13 protein-coding genes are annotated in these 21,663 nt (G+C 35.6%); 11 read left to right on the forward strand and 2 right to left on the reverse strand.

The window, feature by feature from the left end; all coding sequences use genetic code 11:
- Positions 1 to 50: 50 nt before the first annotated feature.
- Positions 51 to 524, reverse strand: a complete 474-nt coding sequence (locus EV143_RS13690) for an NUDIX domain-containing protein (protein WP_133508500.1) — start codon at positions 522 to 524, stop codon at positions 51 to 53.
- Positions 525 to 686: 162 nt separating this feature from the next.
- Here EV143_RS13690 and EV143_RS13695 point away from each other — a divergent pair, with 162 nt between their 5' ends.
- Positions 687 to 1,856 (forward strand): DUF4861 family protein, encoded by a 1,170-nt coding sequence (locus tag EV143_RS13695; RefSeq protein WP_133508501.1) that lies wholly within the window; start codon positions 687 to 689, stop codon positions 1,854 to 1,856.
- Between the two features lie 83 nt (positions 1,857 to 1,939).
- On the opposite strand, the gene EV143_RS13700 is transcribed toward EV143_RS13695, so the two are convergent.
- Positions 1,940 to 2,971 carry a LacI family DNA-binding transcriptional regulator gene (locus tag EV143_RS13700; protein ID WP_317128074.1) on the reverse strand — a complete coding sequence of 344 codons (1,032 nt, stop codon included), beginning with the start codon at positions 2,969 to 2,971 and terminating at the stop codon, positions 1,940 to 1,942.
- 209 nt (positions 2,972 to 3,180) lie between these two features.
- On the opposite strand from EV143_RS13700, the gene EV143_RS13705 reads away from it, so the two are divergent.
- From EV143_RS13705 to EV143_RS13750, 10 genes are all read left to right on the forward strand, one after another.
- Complete coding sequence (locus EV143_RS13705) at positions 3,181 to 3,630, forward strand: YhcH/YjgK/YiaL family protein (protein ID WP_133508503.1); 450 nt, start codon at positions 3,181 to 3,183, stop codon at positions 3,628 to 3,630.
- A gap of 4 nt (positions 3,631 to 3,634) precedes the next feature.
- On the forward strand, positions 3,635 to 4,297 hold the full coding sequence (locus EV143_RS13710) for a bifunctional 4-hydroxy-2-oxoglutarate aldolase/2-dehydro-3-deoxy-phosphogluconate aldolase (RefSeq protein WP_133508504.1): 663 nt from the start codon (positions 3,635 to 3,637) through the stop codon (positions 4,295 to 4,297).
- 99 nt (positions 4,298 to 4,396) lie between these two features.
- Positions 4,397 to 5,209, forward strand: coding sequence for an SDR family oxidoreductase (locus EV143_RS13715; protein WP_133508505.1), 813 nt, complete (start codon positions 4,397 to 4,399; stop codon positions 5,207 to 5,209).
- A gap of 266 nt (positions 5,210 to 5,475) precedes the next feature.
- Entirely contained in the window at positions 5,476 to 6,660 is a 1,185-nt protein-coding gene (gene uxuA, locus EV143_RS13720) for a mannonate dehydratase (RefSeq protein WP_133508506.1), read from the forward strand.
- A 235-nt stretch (positions 6,661 to 6,895) separates the two neighbouring features.
- Positions 6,896 to 8,527 (forward strand): glycosyl hydrolase family 28-related protein, encoded by a 1,632-nt coding sequence (locus tag EV143_RS13725; RefSeq protein ID WP_133508507.1) that lies wholly within the window; start codon positions 6,896 to 6,898, stop codon positions 8,525 to 8,527.
- Between the two features lie 97 nt (positions 8,528 to 8,624).
- Positions 8,625 to 12,719 (forward strand): hybrid sensor histidine kinase/response regulator transcription factor, encoded by a 4,095-nt coding sequence (locus EV143_RS13730; protein ID WP_133508508.1) that lies wholly within the window; start codon positions 8,625 to 8,627, stop codon positions 12,717 to 12,719.
- Between the two features lie 212 nt (positions 12,720 to 12,931).
- On the forward strand, positions 12,932 to 15,934 hold the full coding sequence (locus EV143_RS13735; RefSeq protein ID WP_133508509.1) for a SusC/RagA family TonB-linked outer membrane protein: 3,003 nt from the start codon (positions 12,932 to 12,934) through the stop codon (positions 15,932 to 15,934).
- 194 nt (positions 15,935 to 16,128) lie between these two features.
- On the forward strand, positions 16,129 to 17,643 hold the full coding sequence (locus tag EV143_RS13740; RefSeq protein ID WP_133508510.1) for a RagB/SusD family nutrient uptake outer membrane protein: 1,515 nt from the start codon (positions 16,129 to 16,131) through the stop codon (positions 17,641 to 17,643).
- A 182-nt stretch (positions 17,644 to 17,825) separates the two neighbouring features.
- Positions 17,826 to 19,004, forward strand: coding sequence for a glycoside hydrolase family 88 protein (locus tag EV143_RS13745; protein ID WP_133508511.1), 1,179 nt, complete (start codon positions 17,826 to 17,828; stop codon positions 19,002 to 19,004).
- A gap of 201 nt (positions 19,005 to 19,205) precedes the next feature.
- Positions 19,206 to 21,527 (forward strand): glycoside hydrolase family 2 protein, encoded by a 2,322-nt coding sequence (locus tag EV143_RS13750; protein WP_243739873.1) that lies wholly within the window; start codon positions 19,206 to 19,208, stop codon positions 21,525 to 21,527.
- Positions 21,528 to 21,663: the final 136 nt, after the last annotated feature.

Consider the following 21,663-nt stretch of genomic DNA (forward strand, 5'->3'; position numbering starts at 1 on the left):
GCCTGACCGAAAATGTAAATTACAAAATATTTTATAAAGTAATTGGAATTTTAGAGCGTAGCAGAAATTTTTGAAACTATCTGAACTATAAAATCAGCCTGCGCAGGATTTATTTTTTTCAGGGCTTCTGCTGTTTGAAACCATTCGGCTTTATCAATTTCCGGAAAACTTTGCAAAGTTCCTGATTTGGGCGGCCACTCAACTTCGAATTCATTGCTTTTTACCAAAGTTACATCAATATCAAATTCTAAAGCCCAGGCTAGAACTTTTTTCCCTGATTTGAGTTTAACGGGTTCAAGGGCAATAAATTCTTCTGTTTCACCTTCTAATTTAAATCCGGTTTCTTCGTGAAATTCGCGTTTTGCTGCTTCAAGCGGATCTTCCTCATTTGTAAATTCTCCTTTTGGAATCGACCAGCTTTCTAAATCTTTGTTTTTCCAAAATGGCCCACCGGGATGAACCAATAAAAAAAATAGTGTCGAATCGATGAATTTGTATAGTAATATGCCGGCGCTTTGTTTCATGTCTTTTAGATTATTTATATTTAAAGGTAGTATTTATTTACAAACTTTATTTCAAATTTATCTCATTCTCAACACGCTGTACATATTTACTCCTATTATGTACTGGTATGTGGTATTTGATTTGTATATTTAAGAATCACAATAAAATTAAACCCAAATATTTTGAAAAAACATCTTTTATTTTCCCTCATTATAACGAGCAGTTTTGCCGTTCAGTCTCAAAATAAAGTTATTACGGTTACAAACTCACTTTCTGTTAACCGCCAGTTTGAAACTGTAGAACTTACAAAAAAAATGCTAGGACTACCTTCATCAGCAAATCTCGAAGAATTAGCTGTAAAAGAAGCCAATAGTGATTTATATCTGGAAAGCCAATCTGTAGATAATGATGGCGACGGTACTATGGATGTGTTATTATTTCAGCCAAAAGTAGCGGCTTCTACCAGCAAAGATTTTGAAATTGTACCAACATCAAGTACATCAGCCACTAAAAACATCAATTGCTATTCAAGATTTGTTCCTGAAAGAACAGATGATTACGCTTGGGAAAACAACAAAGTCGCTTTTAGAACTTATGGTCCGGTTGCTCAAAAAATGGTTGAAGATAAAATTGCCGGAGGAACTTTAACAAGCGGAATTGATGCCTGGCTAAAAAGAGTCGATTACCCGATTATTAATAAATGGTACGAAAAAGCGACTAACGGAACCGGAACCTATCATAAAGATTCTGGCGAAGGTTTAGATAATTTTCATGTGGGCGACAGCCGTGGTGTTGGCGGAATTGCCGTTAAAGTCGACGGTAAATATTATTTTTCTAAAAATTTCACCACTTGGAAAACCATTACAACAGGCCCAATTAGAACAAGTTTTATTCTAACATACGAAAATTGGGATGCAAAAGGAAAAAAAATAAAAGAATCTAAATTGATTAGCCTCGATTACGGAAGTTATCTTTCTCGTTTTGAAATTAATATTAAAGGAGCTAAATCAATTGCTGCGGGATTAACGCTTCATGATAAAAAAGGAACTATTGGAACAAACGTTAAAGAAGGCTGGATAAGTCATTGGGAATCTATTGATGATTCTGAAATTGGAACCGGATTGGTGGCTCCAAAAAACACTTTAACGAGTTTTGATAATTATGTAACCGATGATAAGGACTTCAGTAATTTGTATGGAAATATTGCTGTAAAAAAGAAAAAAGCAGTTTATTATGTGGGTTTCGGATGGAAAAAAGGAAGTCCGTTTCAAACTAAAGCCGAATGGGAAACGTATTTGAGTTCTTTTGCTGAAAAGGTAAATAATCCGCTTTTGGTGAAGTTGAAGAAGTAATTTGCATAATAACTTTTAGTAACAAAGACCTGACAGGTTTTAAAAAACTGTCAGGTCTAATTATTAAAAAAAAATCGTTAAAATCAAACCGGCTTCCTAACAGGAAAATAATTCTCTTTCAGAATAATCTCCAACGGAATATAATGAGTGTTTTCTACCGTTTCCTGCAATACCGTTATTTTATATAAATGATTGATTCCCATATACCCCTGCTCTTCAGGTCTTTGATTGATTAAAAAATCAATTATTCCCTTATTAAGGTATTCAATATTTTCCTTTAATAAATCGTAACCAATAATACGAACACCTTTTATATTGTTTTGTTCGAGGAATTTTGCAACAATATAAGCTCTTGAATTCGGTACAAAAACACTGTTTATTCCTGAAAACATCTCGAGAGATAACAGATCATTTCCGGAATCTTTGATGGTAACTTCTGAGAATTTAAAATTCGTAAGTTCTTTATTATCTTTAAAGAAAGAATAAAAACCATCAATACGCTGTTTATAAACCGATGTACTTTCTATTTCTCTGGTAATTTTAAAAATCAGAATTTGTCTTTCATTTTTTACAGCAAAACTAATCAGTCTTCCCGCCAGATAACCGCTCTGAAAAGCATCCTGTCCCACATATGTATGTTCTGTATTTGAATCAATATTAGAATCGATCATGACAACCGGAATGTTTTTCTTTTGATATTCTTTTAAAAACTGAACTGATTCTTCATGAAAAATTGGTGCAAACAACAATCCATCGCATTCAAAATCTAAAACTTTTTTGATTTCTTTTTTAAAGGAAACTGCATTAAAATCATAGAAAAAATAATCCAGAACCACTCCAAATTTTCGGAATTCAATAGCTGCTTTTTCTATTCCGGTAATCTGACTTTTCCAGTATTCGATATTTTCATATTGAGGAAGAAAAACAGCAAAACGAAATTTTTTATTCAGTGCCAGATTACTAGCCAGAATATTTCGCTTATAGCCGTATTTTTCAATTATAGCATTTACCTTATCTACATTATCCTGCGTTACCTGTCCACGATTATGAATGATTCTGTCCACAGTTCCCGGCGAAACATTGGCTAATTCTGCTATTTTTTTTATTGTAATGATAGTGCTTCTTTTAAGGTTAAAATGCGTTTATAAGTTCGTAAAATTAATTTTTTTTATGAAAGATAAGTTGTTTTAGTTAACTTTTTCTATACATTTGTAAAAGCCCGTGTGCGTACACGCAAAAATACATATTTTACATACAAAAAAGCAATTTATTTAGTATTTATAAATAAATTACAAATAAAAAAATCAATTATAAAATTTAAAATATGATTATAGACATTTTAAGCAATGCTTCAAAGTACTACAGTTTGCATCCGAATTTTAAAAAAGCATTTGAATATTTAAGTCAAAATGATATTAATAATCTGGAGAATGGCTCATTTGAAATTGCATATGGTTTAAAGGTGATTGCGATTTCCGGTGAAGGATCAACCAAAGAAGAAAGCATAAAAGGTTTTGAATGTCATGATCAAAATATCGACATTCAATTTTTGATAAAAGGTCCTGAAACTTATGCGTGGAAACCCAGACAAAAATGCTTGAGTCCAAACGGAGATTACAGCGATGAAAGAGACGTTCGTTTTTTTCATGATAAACCGGACATGTTTTTTGAATTACAGGAAGGACAGTTTACGATTTTGTTTCCGGAAGATGTTCACGCTGCTATGATTGGCGAAGGAATATTGAGAAAAATTGTTATTAAAGTAAAAATATAAAATCATGAACACGATCTCAAACTCCATTGATGTTATTGCAAGACAAGGTATTCTTCCGTTGTATTTTCATGCAAATGAAACCATTACTGTAGAAGTTTTAAGAACGCTTTACAAGGCCGGAATCAGAGCTGTAGAATATACAAACAGAGGTGCTGAGGCATTATCAAACTTTAAGAAAATGGTCGCTGTTCGAAATGCCGAATTACCTGGAATGCTACTAGGCATCGGAACTATTAAAAATTTAGAACAAGCCAAAAATTTTGAAAGCGCTGGTGCTGATTTTTTTATCAGCCCGGGTTTTGTTGCTGAAGTGGCGGTTTTTCTAAAAAGCAAAGAAATTCTATACGCGCCGGGCTGCATGACGCCAACAGAAATTATTACAGCCGAAAATGCCGGAATCAAACTCGTTAAACTTTTTCCGGGAAATATTTTAGGTACAGAATTTTTAAGCAGTATAAAAGATATTTTTCCATCATTGGTTTTCATGACAACGGGCGGAGTTGAAGCTACGCACGCCAGTATTCAAAGTTGGTTTTCGGCAGGAGCTTCTGCTGTTGGACTGGGAAGTAAACTTATCAGTAAAAAACGCATGGAAGAAGGAGATTATGAAGTAATTGAAAATGAAACCAGAAAAGCAATTGAAATAATTCAGACCATAAGAAAATAGGTTAACGCAAAAAAATAACACAGAAAATTTGCCACAGATTAACACTTTTAATCATTTTAATCTGTGGCAAAAAATTTATTATAAACCATAAAATTTAAAATGGATTCAATATTTAATCTAAAAGGAAAAGTTGCATTAATTACCGGTGGCGCAGGCGTATTGGGAAGCAATTTTGCAAACGTTTTAGCCAAACAAGGCGTTATTGTTGGAATTGTATCACAATCGATCGAAAAAGCAAATAACACTGTAGCTGCTATTGAAAGTAACGGAGGAAAAGCTTTTGCCATACAAGCCAATGTTTTAAACAAAGAAGAACTTGAAAAAGCCAAAGATTTTATCGTAGAAAAATACGGCCGACTTGATATTTTAATCAATGCAGCGGGCGGAAATATGCCGGGAGCAACAATACAGCCTAATCAGGCAGTTTATGATATGCAGGTAGATGATTTGCAAAAAGTTGTCGATTTAAATATTATTGGAACCATGCTTCCATCGCAGGTTTTTGCGGAACTTTTTGCGAAACAAAAACAAGGAATTATAATTAATATTTCTTCGGCATCGGCACAAAGACCTTTAACGAGAGTGGTTGGATATTCGGCTTCAAAAGCGGCGATTGACAATTTTACACAATGGATGTCAGTTGAACTGGCTTCAAAATATGGTGAAGGAATTCGTGTAAATGCGATTTCACCCGGATTTTTCATCGGAGAACAAAACAGAGCTTTATTACTTACGCCTGAAGGAAAACTAACGCCAAGAGGAGAAAAAATTATCGAACATACACCAATGGGAAGATTTGGGACTCCGGAAGATATTGATGGAGCGCTTTTATTTTTATGCAGCGACATGTCTAAATTCGTAACGGGAACCATTATAAAAGTAGACGGTGGATTTGCTGCTACAAGTATTTAATTTTTTACTACGTTCTTCTCCTGCACGGTTTTAAAAACCTTGTAGGTATAAACAACCTGTTTGTTATCCCTCGGGATGATATTAAATGAAAAATGCTTCTTATGAAAACGAGTGTCCTAGCCCCGATAGGAGTGGAAATCCTTTTGTGCCGGGGTTCGGCATAAAAGATTGCAGCGGATAGCGGGAAATAGCTCCTTAAAACATTACTAATTATACCTACAAGGTTTTGAAAACCTTGCAGGAAAGCAACACAAAAACACATAAAAATGGAACAAACGTTAAGATGGTTCGGCCCCAACGATCCGGTTTCTTTACAAGACATTAAGCAAACCGGCGCTACCGGAATCGTAACAGCATTACATCATATTCCGAATGGCGAAGTTTGGACTATTGAAGAAATCATTAAAAGAAAAGTAGAGATTGAGCATGAAAACGGTAATCCAAAAAAAGGTACATCGGGTTTAATCTGGTCGGTTGTAGAAAGTATTCCGGTTCATGAAGACATTAAAAAACAATCCGGAAAATACCTGCAATACATTGAAAATTATAAAGAAAGCATTCGGAATCTGGCTTTGTGCGGCATCAAATGTATTTGCTATAATTTCATGCCTGTTTTAGACTGGTCAAGAACCGATTTATCTTTTGAAGTTGAAGACGGTTCGAAAGCATTGCGTTTTGATATTAATGCGTTTGCAGCTTTTGAAATGTTTATTTTGAAAAGACCCGGAGCTGAAAAAGAATACACATCGATACAAATAGAAAAGGCCTCGAAATACTTTAACGCCATGGACGATGCTGATAAAGTAAAACTTCAGCAAAATATTCTGGCCGGACTTCCGGGTGCCGAAGAAGCGTACTCTGTTGAAGATTTTCTGGTCACTTTAAGTGGTTATAATCATATTGACAGACAAACTTTAAAAGAAAATCTGTTCTTCTTTTTAAAACAAATTATTCCGGTTGCAGAAAGTAAAGGCGTTTTAATGGCAATTCATCCTGACGATCCGCCCTACCCGATTTTAGGTTTACCAAGAGTCGTAAGTACCGAAGAAGATTTAATAGAATTGATGGCGGCGTACAACTCAAAATCGAACGGATTTACGATGTGTACAGGTTCATACGGCGTAAGAGCTGATAATGATTTACCGGGAATTGTAAGACGTCACGGCGATAAAATGAACTTTATTCATTTAAGAAGTACGCAACGAGATGAAGAAGGAAGTTTTTACGAAGCCAATCATCTAGAAGGGAATGTCGACATGTACGAAGTTGTAAAAGCCATTCTTGAAGTCGAAAAAAGAAACAATACAGTATTGCCAATGCGTCCGGATCACGGGCATCAGATGCTGGATGATTTAAATAAAAAAACAAATCCGGGTTATTCTGCCATTGGCCGTTTAAGAGGTTTAGCTGAATTACGCGGGCTTGAATTAGGGATTAAGAGATCTTTATAAAAGGTTTTGCCGCAAAGGCACTAAGGCACATTTTTTTTTGTTTCACGCAGATTTTAAAAAGATTTAAGCAGATACGCGCAGATTATTTATCTCCAAAAAAAATAAAATTAAATCTGCTCTAATCTGCAGAATCTGCGTGAAACAAAATCTTTTAATCTGTGGCTTAAAAAATCCTCGTGCCTTAGTGCCTTCGTGGCAAAACCAAAAACTAACTAACCACAAATAACCACAAACCATGAATCGTCAAACCCTTATTATTTGTTGCAGCCTCTTTGTAAATAGTATTATACTGGGACAACAAACTCCAAAAATACTTACCGATTCAAAAACAAATTACTTGCCGGATTTTAGTTACGCCGGTTATCATTTTGGAGAAACAAATCTTCCTGAATCTCAAGGAAAAATTATTAACGTTACCGATTTTGGTGTAAAAGCAAATGATGGTTTAGATGATTCTAAAGCTTTGCTAAAAGCAGTAAAAGCAGCAAATGAAACGCAGGGAAATGTGATTTTGCAATTGCCTGCGGGACGCATTATTCTAAGTGATGTTTTATATATCGAAAGAAGCAATTTTGTACTTCGCGGTGCAGGTTCCGGTGAAAATGGAACCGAAATTTATTGCCCGAGACCGATGATGTATCTTAAAAATCCTGAATCGTTGGCAGAACTTCGCGAATATTTAACCTCGTTTGATAAAAGACAACGCGAAACGGAAAACAATATCGATTTGCCTTTTTCGCAATATGCATGGTCAGGCGGATTTATATGGACGCAAATTCCGGGTGAACGTGTAAAATCTTATTTAGATAAATACGAACCTACGCCAAGTTTTTTGGCTAAAGTTAGTTCGGGAAATATGGGCGAACACGTCATTACTGTTTCAGAAGTAAAAGATTTGAAAGTTGGCGATATAGTCGAATTACAATTATTTAATAAAGATGGTGAAAACGGCGAAATTATAAAGGATTTATACAAAGGTGCCAATGTAAAACCGGGTTCTCATCACTGGAATTTTCCAAAACTTCCCATCGTTAGACAACAAGTGGAAATTACTAAAATTGCAGGTTCAAAAATAACCATCAAAACGCCTTTGACTATTTCGATTAAACCAAGTTATCAGGCCCAATTGGTCGAATGGAAACATTTAAACGAAGTTGGAATCGAACATATTCGTTTTACATTTCCTGATATTCCAAGAGTCGCGCATCACGTAGAACCAGGAAATAATGCGATATTTTTAACGCGTGTTTTTAATAGTTGGGTCAAAGATGTAACGATCACAAACTCGGATAGCGGAATTCTGGCGGAAGAAATTTCAAATGTTACCGTTCAGGATATCATAACCGATGGAACTCATATTGCGCATTATACCGTAACTTTAGGCGGTGTGCACAATGTTTTGGTTAAGAATCTCAAAATTTACAACAAAACGGTTCATCCTTTGAGTTTCAACACTTTTGCAACTAAAAACGTATATCAAAATTGCGAAATCTTTGCAGATCCGCTTCTGGACCAGCATTCGGGAGCAAATCATCAAAATTTATTTGATAATATTACGGTGCACATAACCCCGGATAAAAACAATGCTTATTTATTATTTGGCGGCGGCGGTGCGGAGTATTGGAAACCTTCACACGGACCATTCAGTACTTTTTGGAATCTGAATGTTCAGGTTTCTAATCCTTCTGATAAACCTGTTTTATTATACGGAATGAAAGACGGGCCATTTGCAAGAATTATTGCTGTAAATGGAAATGCAAAATTCGAAGTTAAATACGAACCTGAGCCATATATTGAACTTCTGAATACATCAATGGAAAAAATTCCGTCGTTGTATGAGTATCAATTAAAGAAGCGCTTAAAATAGGTTCAAAGGCTCAGAGGCACAAAGATGCAAAGTTTTTCTTTGTTTGTGCCTTTGTGCCTCTGAACCTTTGTTCCTTTGAACCTAAAAAATAAATGCTATGAAACATAAAATAGCTTTTCTCTTAATCATATTTATTTCGGTGAATGTATTTTCCCAAAATAAATACCGTCTTAAAAATATCTCGACTACTGACGGACTTTCGCAGAGTTCTGTTATTGCTATTCATCAGGATAAATTTGGGCAAATGTGGTTTGGTACGCGCGACGGTCTCAACAAATATGACGGCAGTAGATTTACGATTTTTAGAAATGATATTGCGAATAAATCCTCAATTAGCAACAATGATATTCTGGCTATTGAAGAAGATAATTCCGGGAAAATATGGGTTGGAACTTACAACGGATTAAATTGTTACGATCCTGTAGCGAACACTTTTAAAAGATATTTACACACCAAAACCAATCATACGATAAGCAGCAATGCGATTTGGTGCATTAAGGAAATTGGCAATGAAATGTGGTTTGGAACTTCAAAAGGATTAACAATTTATAACAAGAAAACAGCACAATTTACTTCGACTTTTCATTCTGAAACGGATACTTCTACCCTGCCGAGCAATAATATTTTAAGCATTTTAAAAACCAAAAAAGGCGAAATCTGGATTGGAACTACGAAAGGTTTGTGTTTATTAACAAGCAGAAAAAACGGCAAGTTTACTTTTAAAAATTATCCTTTAAATGCTACTACCCTTTTAAATGTTCAGGCAATTGCTGAAGATGCTCAGGGGAATTTATGGATTGGAACGAAAAATGTTGGACTTTTAAAATTCGATAAAATAACCAATAAGTTTGTTTCTTTTTTATCGGCTGAAAAATATCGAGAAATCAACCCTGATATTCGTTCTTTGGCGATTGACAGCGAAGGTTCTTTGTGGATTGGCGCTTATGACGGAATCTATATCTTGGGTAAAGATAAAAGCCTTGAAAAAATAAATAACAGCAACAATAGCAACGGAATTGATAAGGTAAAATCGGTTTTTATTGATAAAAAAGGTTCGGTTTGGATTGGCTGTTACTACAAAGGCGTGAATATTTGGGATGTTTCGAATGTCAATTTTTCGAATTACAATCAAAATTCTAAAAAGATTCCGATGAGTTTTGATGTGGTGAGTTCGATTATTGCCGATAAAAACCATACTATTTATTTTGGGACGGAAGGCGGCGGAATTACGATTTACAATCAAAATACGGAAGCAACAAGTTACATCAACAGTAAAACCGGTCAGAAAAACAAAAATGATATTAAATCGATGTGTCTTGCCGAAGATCACATTTTGTGGCTGGGGACTTTTTCTAAAGGAATTTCGGCTTATAATACGGTTTCAAAAAGAATTGAAGACCATCGCATTGCACCCGAATTAAACGAATATCTAAAAGAAACCGGCGTTTATTCTATCAAAACAGAAGGAAACGGGATTTTATGGATTGGTACTTTCAGCAAAGGTTTGATTCGTTACAACACGATTTCGAATACGTTTCAAATTATTGGATTTGATAATACGAAACCTAACTTTTTAACCAATAATATTATCCGTACGATTTTAGTCGACAAACAAAAAAGGCTTTGGGTTGGCACTCAAAACGGACTGAATCTTATTGCGTTAAATAATTTTTCTTCAAATAAATATGCCATAAAACATTTCTTTTTTGATGCTGCGGCTTTATCCGGCGATGATATTTTGACCTTGTTTCAGGATTCTCAAAATAAAATTTGGGTGGGTACAAAAGCAAAAGGGCTGCATTATTTTGATGGAAAAAAATTCAATAAAATCAATCTTAAAATTGGAAATACTGTTATTACATCCATTCATTCTATTTTAGAAGATGATGATAAAAACCTTTGGATCAGTACTAATCAGGGCATTATAAAATACAGTACACTCAGAAAAACAATTGTTATTTACGATCAAAAAGACGGATTGGCGAGTAATGAATTTAATGATAATGCGGCTTTAAAACTTGATTCGAATAAATTCTATTTCGGAAGTCCGTCTGGAGCTACCTTTTTTGATGCCAGAAAAATTTCCCTTAACCAATACGCACCTCAGGTTTTAATAACCGATTTGAAAATCAAAAATGAAACCGTTAATCCAAATGATGCGGCTGAAATTCTCGAAAAAAGTATTGGTTACACCAAAACCATTACGCTTGATTATGACAAGGCTAATTTCTCGATTAATTTTGCAATTCCAAATTACATTCGGTCTAAAAATAATCAATACAGTTATCGCTTAACGGGATTGGAAAACAACTGGACAACCACCAAAAATTCAGAAGCTATTTATGCCATTCAAAATCCGGGAACTTACATTTTTGAAGTTCGAGGTGCTAATAATGATGGGGTTTGGAACAAAGTTCCAACGACCTTAACCGTTGTTGTAAAGCCCGCTCCCTGGCGCAGTATTTGGGCATTTTTGTTTTACGGAATTGTGATTGGTTTAGGCTTATACGGTTTGATCTGGATTATGAAATCGAAAGCCAGACTGAAACAAAAACTAGAACTGGAATATCTGGAAACCAAACGTATCGAAGAAAACAACCGCGCAAAACTGGACTTTTTCACGAATATTTCGCATGAATTCAGAACGCCTTTAACTTTGATTTTAGGACCGTTACAACAAATTCTGGCCGATTATAACGGAACGAATGAAATGTATAAAAAGCTGTTGGTTATTGAAGGAAGCGCCAATCATCTTTTGAGTTTGATTAATCGTTTAATGGATTTTAGAAAACTCGAAAATGATCAGGTTAAACTGGAATCAGCCAACGGAAATATCGTAAAGTTTACGAAAGAAATCTTCTTGTCTTTTATTGAATATGCCAAAGACGGCGGCTACACGTATACTTTTGAAACTTCTGAAGAAGAAATTCTGGTGTACTTTGACCGCTATAAACTGGAACGTGTTTTTTATAATTTGATTTCGAATGCTTTTCGTTATACACCAAAAGGCGGAAACATCAACATTAAAATAAATCACGATCACGAAAATCTTTTTATTGCCGTTGAAGATTCAGGAGTTGGCATTTCAGAGGAACATATTGATAAAATTTTCGATTTGTTTTTTGAAGTTCCGCTTCATAATAATGTTCAGAAAAACTACAATAAAGGAACCGGAATTGGTTTATCAATCGTAAAAAACATTGTAAAGCTGCATAAAGGAACAATTGATGTAACGAATAAAAAAACAGGCGGCGTTGTCTTTAAAGTCGCACTTCCGTTGGGCAGAGCACATCTTCTGGATGATGAAATTATTCCCGATTTTAAAATAAGCGACGATATTGCGCAATATACAGCTCAACTGGAAACGGCAGAAATAACAGAACACGAAGATATTGATGACTTTGTGGTAAATGCTGAGAAGCAAACGATTCTTATTGTCGAAGATCATAAGGTTTTGAGATCTTTCATGAAAAATTTACTCAAAAAAGAATACAATATTATTGAAGCCGAAAACGGAAAAATAGCTTTTGAAAAAGCATTGCAACATGTTCCCAACTTAATTATCAGCGATGTTATTATGCCTGAAATGGTTGGAACCGAGCTTTGTTCTAAAATCAAAGAGAATTTAAAAACAAGTCATATTCCGGTTATTCTGCTGACTTCGAGATCTTCTCTGGTTTATAAATTTGAAGGACTCGAAAGCGGCGCTGATGATTATATCAGTAAACCTTTCAATTTAACTGAATTTAAACTTCGGGTTAAAAATCTGCTGAATTCAACCGAAAGATTAAAAGCCAAATTCTCAAGCGAAGACAATTTTGTTCCTTCAGAAATCACCGTTTCATCTCTTGATGAAGAATTATTGAAAAAAGCATTTAAAATTGTTGAAGAAAATATATCAAACGAACAATTCGATATTCCGTTTTTCTGTTCAGAATTGGGTGTAAGCCGAACGATGTTATTCTTAAAAATAAAAGCGTGGACGAATTATACGCCCAACGAATTTATTCATGAAATACGATTAAAACGTGCTGCTCAATTATTAGAACAAAACAAACTTAATATTGCTGAAGTAAGTTATAAAGTTGGTTTTAACAACCCGAAATACTTTAGCAAATGTTTCCAAAAAAGATACGGAGAAACGCCGTCACAATTTGCTGACAAATTTTCTAAATCTACCTCCGTATTATAAAAATCCTCTATTTATAAGGCTTAAAAAAGGGTATCTGTATTTTTAGATACCCTTTTTTGTATTTCTATATCGTTTGCGCCGTATACATTTGCGATATGAAAATCAGAAAAACAAAATTCATGTTGCTGCAAATTCTATTTGTCATGCTGATCATCGGAATGAGTTTATTGCTTTTCTACTTTATCTAACATTAACTTAAAACCAAAAAATGAATGTTTACAAACCTCAAAATTAAATCGCTTAAATGGTATTTTCTGGTACTTTTTGTACTCGTAAATATTGTTGTAAATGCACAGGACAAAAAAGTCACCGGAAAAATAACTTCAAGCGAAGATTCACTTGGGCTTCCGGGCGCCAATGTTTATATCAAAGGATCTTCTGTTGGAGCATCTGCGGATATGGATGGAAATTATACTGTTATAGTTTCAGAAAAAAATGCTGTTTTAGTCTTCAACTTTGTAGGATATCAAACTGTTGAAATTCCGTTGGGAAGCAAAACAGTTGTCAATGTAAGTTTAAAACCGGACACAAAAGCACTTGAAGAAGTAATTGTGGTAGGTTACGGAACGCGTAAAAAGAGTGATATTACGGGATCTGTATCTTCGGTAACAGCAAAAGAATTAACCGCTTATCCAACATTAAGTGCAGAACAGGCTTTGCAAGGCCGTGCTGCGGGTGTATCTGTACAATCTAATAATGGTGGTGAACCAGGCGCTCCGATAAAAATCAGGGTTCGTGGAGGAACGTCGATCAATGCGAGCGGAGATGCGCTTATTGTTGTAGATGGTTTCGCAGGAGCTTCTATGCCACAGCCTCAGGATATTGCCTCTATCGAGATTTTAAAAGATGCTTCGGCAACGGCTATTTACGGATCAAGAGGTTCAAACGGGGTTATCATGGTTACGACCAAAAAAGGAAAGCCCGGAAAACCGGTTATTGAGTTCAGTAATTCAACTTCGGTACAATCGGTAAACAATAAACTTGATTTATTAGATGCAGATCAGTTTGTGGCGTACAGAAAAAGTTTTACAACGCATACTTCTGCCGGTGCTAACACAGACTGGCAGGATGTAATTTATCGCGAAGGAATGATTTCGAATACTTCATTATCATTTTCCGGCGGTTCTGATGCCATTAAATATTATGTTTCAGGAAATTACTTTAACCAAAATGGTGTTGTTATCAATTCAGGAATCGATAAATACACGATTGTAAGTAATCTTGAAGCTGATTTATCAGACAGATTTAAAGTGGGCTTGAATTTATTTCAAAGTAAACAAAACAAAGAAGGAATTATCAGCCAGACTGGCGCCGGAGGAACTGGTGCTGCGGGTGTAATTGCTGCTGCCTATCGTTTTATGCCGGACAAAGGAATTTATAATGCTGATGGAAGTTATACATCAACGGCTCCTATTGGAGATGATATCGATAATCCGTACGCAACAGCAATGGAAAATGTTTTAGAGACGGTTTCTATTGTACACAGATCGAATTTTTTTGCTCAATATAAAATTACGAAAGACCTTGATTTTAAAACTACTTTAGGATTAACAGATAATAATTCGCAAACCGGAAGATTTATTCCGTCAACTTTAATTGCAGGAAAAAATATCAAAGGAGAAGCTTCTGTAAACAACACCAGATTTTCTTCTTTCCTTACAGAAAATTATCTGACGTATAAAAAAGAAATTATCGAAAAAGGAATTTTAACGCTTCTGGGTGGTTATTCGTATCAAAAAAACAAAAACGAAAGCTCTTATGCGGCTTCAAGAGGATTTTTGACCAACACGAACTCGTATCGTAATTTGGGAGCAGGAACTGTATTTTTAAAACCGGATTCGAATTTATCTGAAACAGAATTAATATCTGCTTTCGGAAGGTTAAACTTTGATTATGATGATAAATATTTACTAACGTTTACAGCACGTCGTGACGGTTCTTCAAGTTTTAGTAAAAACTACAAATACGGAACTTTCCCATCGGGAGCAATTGGCTGGAATATTAGCAAAGAAAATTTCTTAAAAGACAGCAAAACAGTTTCAAATCTTAAACTGAGAGCGAGTTACGGAGCAACAGGAAATCCATCGATTGGCGCCTACTCTACTTTATCGAGATTCTCTGAAATTTATGATGTGAGCGGTGACGTTATTGTAAACGCAGTTCAGTTGACTTCTTTGAATAATCCTAATTTGAAATGGGAAACTTCATACCAGCAAGATTACGGAATTGATTTAGGTTTATTTGATAACAGAATCAGCATTACAGCAGATTATTATAAAACTATTACCAAAGATTTATTGTTCAACAGACCGTTGCCTCAAATTTCAGGAATTGGTTCTCAGCTTCAAAACGTTGGAGAATTAGAAAACAAAGGTTGGGAATTGGGTATTAGTACTAAAAACTTTACCGGTCCCGATTTTACGTGGTCTACGAACTTCAATATTTCTTCAAACAAGAATAAAGTATTAAAATTAGCCGATAACAAAGACCTTATAATTAACTCTACGCCAGGACATTTCCTTGCTACAGATTCTCAAATTTTAAGAGTTGGTGAGCCGGTTGGTTCTTTCTTCGGATTTATTTATGATGGTGTAATTCAACAAGGTGAAACGGCTCTTCCGGGTAACTTTGAAACTATTGCAGGTGGAGAAAAATTCAAAGACGTAAACGGTGACGGAAAACTGGATTCTAACGATAAAACACTTATCGGAAACCCAAATCCTGATTTTATCTTCGGATTCAACAATGATTTCACGTATAAAAATATCGACTTGAATATCTTCTTTCAGGGTTCAGAAGGCAATCAAATCTTAAACTATACTTTGATGGAATTGGCGTCTGGAAACAACAATGCAACTACAGAAGTTTTAGATGCATGGACACCAACAAATACGGATACTAATGTGCCAATTAATGCGGCAAGAACCAAAAGAGTTTCGTCAAGATTTGTTTATGATGCAAGTTATATCCGTCTAAAAAACATTTCTATCGGATATAGTTTAGATGAAAAAGTAGTGTCTAAAATTGGATTGAGCAAAGTTCGTTTTTACATCAGTGCTCAAAACCTTTGGACGATTACAGATTATCCGGGATCTGATCCTGAGGTAAATTACCTGAATGATACCAACGCCAGAAGTAATACCAATTTAGGTTTAGATTACGGAAGTTATCCAAATGTAAAAACCTTCACTTTTGGTTTTAATTTAAAATTCTAGTCTAAATAATATTAAACACATAGAAACATAGATTTTTCTTTGTCCAAAGGAAGAAATTATAAAAACTAGTTTTCACACATAGCCATACGCAAAATGCTATGATTATTAATGCAAGTGAAACGCCTTATTTAGCGTTGCTAAAAGCTATGTTCCTATGTGTTAAAATTATACACACAATACCTAAAAATAATATTATGAAAAAATATATAGCCTTATTTTGCTTGGGAATATTCGCTTTTGGATGCTCTGATCTTGAAGAACATCCGGTGGGAGTTATTAGTCCTGACAACTTTTTTAACAATACAGATGACTTACAAGCCGCTGTAAACGGGAGTTTTGCCAACATTGCCCACAATAATTATTGGGGACGTGAATTTACAATTGCATTGATGTTACGCGACGACATGGCCGATATTGGTGACAGAACCACTCAGGCAGCACGTATTGATGTAAACGATATGAATATGAATGATACCAACGCACTTGTGGCAAACTTTTGGCCGCAATCGTATATCATTATTACAGCAGCAAACCAAGCGATTGAAGGTGCTAAAAGAACGCCCGGAGATCCTGCAAAAGTAAACGCAATTGTAGCTCAGGCTCATTTCGCAAGAGCTTTTACCTACTATCATTTGGTTCGAATTTTTGGAGATATTCCGTATGTTGATTTTGTAGTTAACGACGTTTCTCAGGTAAATTCTTTGAGCAGAATGAAAGAAGCTGATGTTTATCCAAAAATTATCGCCGATTTAGAATTTGCAAAACAATGGCTGGAAGACAAACCAAAAGTAAAAGCAGTTCCGGGAAAAGGTACCGCTGCAGGTTATTTAGCTTCTGTTTATTTGACCTTAGGAAATTATCAAAAAGCTTATGACGAAGCTAAATATGTAATTACAAACGAAGCCAAATTTGGTTTAGGCTTAGATGCTGATTTTCAGGATTTATTCAACGCTACAAAAGCGGCAACATTAAAAGAACCTTTGTTTACGATTGACTTTAACAACCTGGTTTCAGGAAATTACGGTCAGGATTATACAGCGTTTTTTACAGGTTCTTTAAAAGATGATAGCTACAGCTATGGTCAGGGGTTTTCTGTAGCTGTGCCATCTCTGAAAGTGTTTAACGACTGGGACCAAAGAGATTACAGAAGAGCGGTAAGTTTTGATACGATCATCAGAAAGAAAACCGGTCCGGGTGGAGCTTTGCAGGTTTTTCCATCAAGCGATAACGAAAAAGCACCAAGACCGCATATTGCCAAATACTATCGTTTTCCAGGAAAAGCCGGAGCAAACGGAAGAACTTCTCAACACAATTACATCACCATGCGTTATGCCGAAGTTTTATTGACAGCTGCAGAAGCATTAAATGAAATTACACCGGGAACCTTAGAAGCCGATGGTTATGTAAACCGAGTTCGCGCCAGAGCGAGAAACAAAGCCGGAAAGCAAGTTTCGTTTCCTGCCAATGTCACGCCAGGTTTGTCTCAGGCAGATTTTAAAAAGATGGTTATTAATGAAAGACGTTTAGAATTAGCTTTTGAATACATCAGATGGTATGACATTAAAAGGTTGAAAAACGGACCAGAAGTATTTGGACCAACTGGCTTTGAACCGCACACTTTTGATCCAAACAAAGATTATTTATTCCCATTGCCTGGAACTGAGTTGGCGATCAATCCAAATTTAAAACCGAATAATCCTGGGTATTAATTTAACTGAATTATAATTGAACGCAGATGAAACGGATTCGCTATCGCGAAAACGCTGATTTTCGCAGATTTTTTTAAAACTTTGTTAAAAATCGGTTCTTTTCTGTGTCTTCACGATAGCGAATCCGTTTCATCCGCGTCTAAAATTTAGTTTAGAAGCTAAAAAAAAAATTAATTAATAGTATGAATAAAGTTAGTTTCATTTGTTTAGTTCTTGGGTTTGCACTGCTTGGGACAGCGTGCAAATCCGGAATTAATTCTCCGACAAAAGCTGCATCAGCAAGCGCAGAAAATCTTCTTGAAAATCGATACAAAATGCTGCTCGATTATCCTGTAGATTCGATGTCGATGCCGAGAAGCATGACCCTTAAAACCAATCTAATTAAAAAAGTGCCATCGAGAGACTGGACAAGCGGATTCTTTGCTGGAAACTTATGGCAATTGTACCGACTTACAGGCAACGAAAACTATAAAAAACAGGCAGAAAAATGGACGCCTTTTAGCAAAAAAGAAAACGTTAATAATAATTCACATGATGTTGGGTTCAAAGTGTTTTGCAGTTTTGGAGAAGCGCTAAAAGTGGAAAACAAACAAGAATACAAAGACGTGATTATTAAAGGTGCCGAAACTTTATGTACCCGTTTTAACGCCAAAGTTGGCGCCATAAGATCCTGGGATTTCAATAAGGAAATTTGGGATTATCCGGTGATAATTGACAATATGATGAACCTTGAATTGCTTTTTGAAGCCAGTAAATTATCCGGCAATAAAAAGTATGAAAACATTGCCATTCAACACGCCAATACCACTTTAAAAAATCAGTTTAGAGAAGACAACAGTTGTTATCATGTTATTGATTATGATCCTATAACCGGAACAGTTCGCAAGAAAACAACACTTCAGGGATATAACGATGATTCGGTTTGGGCGCGCGGACAAGGCTGGGCCGTTTATGGTTTTACGATGTCGTATCGCTACACCAAAGATCCGGCCTATTTAAAACAAGCTGAAGCAACTGCAAATTTTTTTATCAATAATAAAAATCTTCCTGGGGATGGGATCCCATATTGGGATTTTAAAGATCCGAGTATTCCAAATTCGCCACGTGATGTTTCTGCTGCAACCGTTATGGCTTCTGCTTTGTATGAACTTTACGGTTATACAAAAAATAAAAGTTATTTGGCTTTCGCCGATAAAATAATCAACTCATTAAGCTCTGACCGATATATTTTAAGTGACACTGTAAAAGCGCCTTTTATTTTAGATCACAGCACCGGAAACTGGCCAAAACATGACGAAATCGACGAGCCAATCATCTACGCTGATTATTATTTTCTGGAAGCATTATTGAGAAGAAAGTAGCAAAGGTGCAAAGCGACAAAGGTGTTCAGCCTTTGAGCCTCTGAACCTTTGAACCTGATAAACTTTGAGCCTTTGAGCCTTTGAACCTTTGAACCTTTGAACCTTTTTATGAAAAACATATTATACTGTAAACCAATTTCTAAATTTGCACTCCTAGTTTTTTTTCAGCTTTGTCTTAGCAGCAGTTTTGCTCAGACAAAGATGAATATCAATGAAAACTGGCTGTATTTAGAAAATAATACATCGAATCTAAATGATGCTCAAAAAGCCTCAAACTGGATTTCCTTAAATTTACCGCACACCTGGAACGCCGAAGATGCAACCGATTTAAATCCGGGTTACAGGCGCGATGCAAGCTGGTATCAAAAAAAACTGAATATTCCCAAAATAGATAAAAACCGTCATTATTCTTTATATTTTGAAGGATCGAATGTAACCACAAAAGTATACGTAAACGGTAAAGAAGCCGGCGGACATATTGGCGGTTATATTGGCTTTACGATCGATGTAACGAATTTTATAAAAGAAGGAAACAACGACATTTTTGTGCGCGTTGATAATAGCTATGACATCGAAATAATTCCGTCGCAAAAAAGTGATTTCTTTATTTATGGCGGAATTACAAGAGATGTCTGGTTAGTCTCTCAATACAAAAATCATATTGATAATCTGAAAATTACAACGCCTGAAGTTTCGGCAAAAAATGCTTCGGTACAAATTATTTCGTCGATAGTAAATCCTGAAAATTCTAAGGATTTATCGTTAACGGTGATGCTTAAAAATCCGAAAGGAAAAAAAGTAGCGAGCAAAACGATTTCAGTTTCAGATAAAACTTCAACTATAACTTTCGAAAATATCAAAAATCCTGAACTTTGGGATACTGATAATCCGAATTTATATTCGGTTTCTGCTATTTTATCAGAGAAAAATCAAATCAAAGACAGTGTTTCTGAAAAAATAGGTTTTAGATGGTTTGAGTTTAAAGATCACGGTCCGTTTTACCTTAACGGAAAAAGATTGCTTATTCGCGGTACACATCGCCATGAAGAACAAGCCGGAGTTGGTGCCGCCATGAGCAATGCACAACATCGCGCCGATATGGAATCGATTAAAAAAATGGGTGCGAATTTTGTTCGTCTCGCGCATTATCCGCAAGATCCTGAAGTTTATAAAGCTTGTGACGAACTTGGTTTATTGGTTTGGGATGAGTTGCCGTGGTGCCGAGGTGGAATTGGTGATGAACTTTGGCAAACGAATACTAAAAATATGCTGGCGGAAATTATCAATCAAAATTACAATCATCCGAGTATTATTATTTGGTCTTTAGGAAATGAAATGAACTGGTTACCCGATTTTCCTAATGGCGATAATACCGAAAGAACAAATGTATTTTTAACTGAATTAAACAACATCGCCCACAAACTTGATCCAACCCGAAAAACAGCGATTAGAAAATATTATGAAGGCTCGCAAATTGTTGATGTCTTCTCTCCTTCTATCTGGTCTGGCTGGTATTCAGGAAGTTATAAAAGCTATCAAAAAGCCATTGACGTTTACAAAAAAGAGTACAAACATTTTATTCATGCCGAATATGGCGGCGATAGTCATGTGGGGCGTCATAGCGAAAATCCGGTTACAGGCGAAGGCGTTATAAAAGCCGAAGGCTGGGAAGAAGCAATTGTGCAAACTAAAGTTGCAAATGTGGCTCAAATTGGCGACTGGAGCGAAAACTACATCGTCGATTTATTCGATTGGCATTTGCATATATCTGAGAACGATCCAACATTTGTAGGCAATGTTCAATGGGCGTTTAAGGATTTTGCAACGCCATTGCGCCCCGAAGATGATATTCCGTACATGAACCAAAAAGGACTTGTGGACAGAAACGGAAATCCGAAAGATGCTTATTATGTTTTTAAAAGTTATTGGGGCAAAGAGCCTTTTGCCTACATCGAATCGCATACCTGGACAGAACGCCAAGGTCCTGAAAATACGCCAAGAACCATCAATGTTTTTAGCAATTGCGAGAAAGTTACGTTGTATCATGAAGGGAAATCGCTTGGAGAAAAACAAAAAAATCTTTCTCTATATCCCGCAAATGGCTTAACTTGGGATGTTAATTTTACAAAAGGAGAAAATAAACTGGTTGCGATTGGACAAACGAAAAACGGAAAAACAGTTTCAGATACATTAAAAGTAAACTATCGTTTCAACAAAAATGATACGGCAACTTCGTTACAATTATCTGCAGAAAAACTAAAAAACGGTCATTATCTGGTAACGGCAATTGCTATTGATAACAATAATTTGCGTTGCCTCGATTATGAAGAAAGTGTTTATTTTCAATGTCTGAAAGGTGGTAAAACCATGAAAAGTCAGGGAACGCCAACAGGAAGCGAATCAATAAAAATGGCAAACGGAAAAGCTTCGATTGAAGTTATTCCGGATGGTTCGAATGCACCAATTGAAATGACGGCTTTAAACCAGAGTTTTAAGGGGGAATATTTGAAGATTGCTAATTAATATTTTTGGTTCACGCAGATTTTAAAAAGATTTAAGCAGATTTTTATTCTCATTTTGTGTCATTTCGACGGAGGAAAAATCACATCCAGAGAGCAACGAACGTAACTCCACAATAAATGTCATTGCGAGGAACGAA

The organism is Flavobacterium chryseum (assembly GCF_004362015.1).
Classification (GTDB): domain Bacteria; phylum Bacteroidota; class Bacteroidia; order Flavobacteriales; family Flavobacteriaceae; genus Flavobacterium.